This window comes from Phocaeicola sp. (assembly GCF_048170425.1).
Taxonomy (GTDB): Bacteria; Bacteroidota; Bacteroidia; order Bacteroidales; family Bacteroidaceae; genus Phocaeicola.
Window position 1 is genome coordinate 1 of record NZ_DBEXBB010000300.1, and the last position, 4,058, is coordinate 4,058.

Here is a 4,058-nt window from a genome sequence, read left to right on the forward strand (position 1 = left end):
AGACCAGATATTTGCCGCCAGCTTCTTTCAGATTCCACCTCGCGATGGACACCCTTGCTATTGGCTGTATGATTCCCGCTATTAGGGCTCATTGGGGACTTGCACCCATTAGCTAATACTCATGCCGAGCATACACAAAAACGCTTCGACGTTTTCCCGGAAACGTCGAAGCGTTTTTTCATCATGTATAATCTACTGAAAATCAGTCTTCCATCAACTTGCGATAGCGCACACGTTTCGGTTCTACGTTACCCATACGCTTCATCTTGTTTTCTTCGTATTCCGTATAAGAACCCTCGAAGTAGAACACCTGACTGTCTCCTTCAAAAGCTAAGATATGAGTACAGATACGGTCGAGGAACCAACGGTCGTGGCTGATGACTACGGCACATCCGGCAAAGTCTTCCAGACCTTCTTCCAACGCACGGAGTGTATTTACGTCGATGTCGTTGGTCGGCTCGTCGAGCAACAGCACGTTACCTTCTTCCTTCAGTGCCATAGCCAGGTGCAGACGGTTACGCTCACCACCGGAAAGCATACCGCAGAGTTTTTCCTGATCAGAACCGGAGAAATTGAAACGGCTCAGGTATGCACGGGCATTCACATCGCGGTTACCCATACGAATCAGGTCATTGCCTCCACTGATTACCTGATATACGGTCTTGTTCGGGTCGATGTCCTTGTGCTGCTGGTCTACATAGGCCACTTTCACAGTCTCTCCTACTTCAAACTCGCCTTTATCCACACTTTCCAGTCCCATAATCAGGCGGAACAACGTCGTCTTTCCGGCACCGTTCGGACCGATAACTCCTACGATACCGTTAGGCGGTAGCATGAAGTTCAAATCGTCGAAAAGCAGCTTGTCGCCATACGCCTTGGCCACATGCTTGGCTTCGATAACCTTGTTTCCCAGACGCGGACCGTTCGGAATAAAGATTTCCAGTTTTTCTTCCTTCTCCTTCACGTCCTCGTTCAAGAGCTTGTCGTACGAATTCAGACGAGCCTTACCCTTGGCCTGACGAGCCTTAGGAGCCATGCGCACCCATTCCAACTCACGTTCCAGGGTCTTACGACGCTTGCTGGCCGTTTTTTCTTCCATTTCCATGCGCTTGGTCTTCTGCTCCAGCCAGCTGGAATAATTCCCCTTCCACGGAATACCTTCGCCACGGTCGAGTTCCAGAATCCATCCGGCCACATGATCCAGGAAGTAACGGTCGTGCGTCACAGCAATTACCGTTCCTTCGTACTGCTGCAAGTGCTGTTCCAGCCAGTCAATGCTTTCTGCATCCAGGTGGTTGGTCGGCTCGTCGAGCAACAGGATGTCCGGTTTCTGCAACAACAGACGGCACAAAGCCACACGGCGGCGTTCACCTCCCGAGAGGTTCTTCACCAGCTGGTCTTCGGGCGGACAACGCAATGCATCCATCGCACGTTCCAGTTTGCTGTCAAGGTTCCACGCATCGGTAGCATCAATAATATCCTGTAGTTCAGCCTGACGCGCAAAGAGTGCATCCATCTTTTCCGGATCTTCATAATACTCCGGCAAACCGAACTTCTGATTGATTTCTTCGTATTCGGCCAGCGTGTCTACCACTTGCTGCACTCCCTCCATCACAACTTCCTTTACGGTCTTTGTGTCGTCAAGCTGAGGTTCCTGTGCCAGATAACCTACAGAATAGCCCGGTGAAAATACCACTTCACCCTGGTAGTTCTTTTCGATTCCGGCAATGATTTTCATCAAAGTAGACTTACCGGAACCGTTCAAACCGATGATTCCGATTTTCGCGCCATAAAAAAAGGATAGGTAGATGTCTTTCAATACCTGCTTGTTGTTCTGGAATGATTTGCTCACTCCTACCATTGAAAAGATAATTTTCTTGTCGTCTGCCATATTCTTTATATTAATTAAGTTATCTATTCTTCATCCGTTTCATGAAATAGCCGTGTACACCTGCCTGATAAATCAACAGGCCTGCCAGCAGAATGAGCGATGCCGTCCGGAACGGTTGTCCGGAAATGTCTTCTACATATTTTCCGAAAAGCACGCCCAGCATTACGCCCGACTCCCAGAGCAACTGGTAGGTATGATAGCCCGTCCCGCGCTCACAGTGCAAAGGAAGACGTATCATCATCCGCAAAAACTGAAGCAGGGAGAACCCCATGCCTAATCCGGTCAGGAAACCAGCTCCCATCAGGGTCTCTTTCTCTACGGAACAGCTCAACATCCACACCGCCACACACATCAACACCAGTCCGACGGCATTCAACAGGCGGCCGTTCACTTGCTTGCGAACCACACGGTCCAACAGCAAGAAAACAATGAATCCTGTTATGATACAAATGTAGAAAAAAGTATCGAAAATTGAACTGAACAGCGCTCCTAAAATGAAGGGAACCACCATCATGCTCAGTCCTGGAAACAAGGTACGGAAAAGCAGAAAACGGTCGAACGACAGCAACGGAAGGTCCAACGGAGCACGGAAACAGACTTCCACCATCGAAACCAGTACGACCGGAAGGGCACAAAGTCCCACAAACAGATAAATTTGCTGCTGGAAAGAAAGATACCAGCCTGAATTGTATCCTAACAGAATGCCGCACAGCATACCGAGCACCCCCGACCAGGTGAAAACCACACTGGCCTTGTTTCTGTACTGACTGGGAGTTACATCGATGACCAGGGTACTTCCCATTGCCATTAATACCACCCCAAACAAGGCTCCCTGGAGCACCCGCAAAAGAAAAATCATCCCCCACTCTCCAGCATATGGATATAGCAATCCCAAAAGCGCCAGTAGCAGAAGGCTGCGTGTACACACACTCTTACGCTTGAAAGTATCGACCAGATAATTATTGAAGGCTCCCAAAAGAAAGAGAGAAGCACCAAAGATAGCTATAGTACCTCCGGCCTGAGCCCCTGTATACCCTCCTTCTGACACCATCCAGTGGTGAAGTGCGGGAAACAACATGTACACTGCCGTATACAGAAAAAAATTAGCGATGAGTAAAAGATCAAAATTCTTGTTCCACATTCTTTGCCTCTCTATTTCCAATAGAAAAACACAAATGCACAGACTGCTCCCTCTACGGAAATCGTCCGGAAACACCGGCTCTTACAGTCCATGCATCTGCGGTTTGTAAATTATAATCTTAGTATTGTTCCGACTCGTTAGGGAAGTCGCAAGCTTTCACGTCGGCCACATAATGTCCGATGGCATCGGTCATCACGGTATTCAAGTCGGCATAACGACGAAGGAAGCGCGGACTGAATCCTTTTGTCATTCCCAGCATGTCAGTCACTACCAACACCTGTCCGTCTACTCCTCCACCAGCTCCGATTCCGATGACTGGAATTGTCAGTTCCTGTGCCACGCGAGCTGCCAGTTCTGCCGGAATTTTCTCCAGCACCAGTGCAAAGCATCCGGCTTCTTCCAGCAGACGCGCATCCTTAATCAGCTTTTCAGCTTCCGCATCTTCCTTGGCACGTACACCGTAAGTTCCATATTTATTGATGGACTGAGGCATCAGCCCCAGGTGTCCCATCACGGGCATTCCGGCACCGATAATACGACGAATCACATCGATGACTTCTTCACCGCCTTCTAACTTCAAGGCATCGGCATGTGTCTCCTTCATGATACGGATGGCATTGCGCACTCCGTCGAAAGGGTCGGCCTGATACGAACCGAACGGCATGTCTACCACCACCAATGCACGCTTCACACCGCGCATCACTGACTTTCCGTGATAAATCATCTGCTCCACCGTGATAGGAAGAGTAGTCACATTACCGGCCATGACGTTTGAAGCCGAATCTCCTACCAGAATCACATCTACTCCGGCTCCGTCTACAATCTGCGCCATCGTATAATCATAAGAGGTCAACATGGAAATCTTTTCACCTCTCTGTTTCATCTCAATCAAACGGTGAGTCGTTACCTTACGAGTATCACCAGAAAGATATCCTGCCATAGTTTTCTTCTGAATTTAGTAAAATTTCCGCAAAAGTAACCGATTTTTCTGAATCAGACAAGCGTTTATATCAAGTTCATCATTTA

Annotated in this window: 3 protein-coding genes; all 3 read right to left on the bottom strand. The window is 48.7% G+C overall.

The features are described 5' to 3' along the window. Positions 1-202: 202 nt before the first annotated feature. A complete protein-coding gene (ettA, locus tag ACMJ0U_RS11610) occupies positions 203-1,891 on the bottom strand; it encodes an energy-dependent translational throttle protein EttA (protein WP_022053055.1) in 1,689 nt (562 codons plus the stop codon). A 19-nt stretch (positions 1,892-1,910) separates the two neighbouring features. Beyond that, positions 1,911-3,032 (bottom strand): MFS transporter, encoded by a 1,122-nt coding sequence (locus ACMJ0U_RS11615; protein ID WP_417130069.1) that lies wholly within the window; start codon positions 3,030-3,032, stop codon positions 1,911-1,913. A gap of 118 nt (positions 3,033-3,150) precedes the next feature. Further along, positions 3,151-3,972, bottom strand: coding sequence for a 3-methyl-2-oxobutanoate hydroxymethyltransferase (gene panB / locus ACMJ0U_RS11620; protein ID WP_417130070.1), 822 nt, complete (start codon positions 3,970-3,972; stop codon positions 3,151-3,153). Positions 3,973-4,058: the final 86 nt, after the last annotated feature.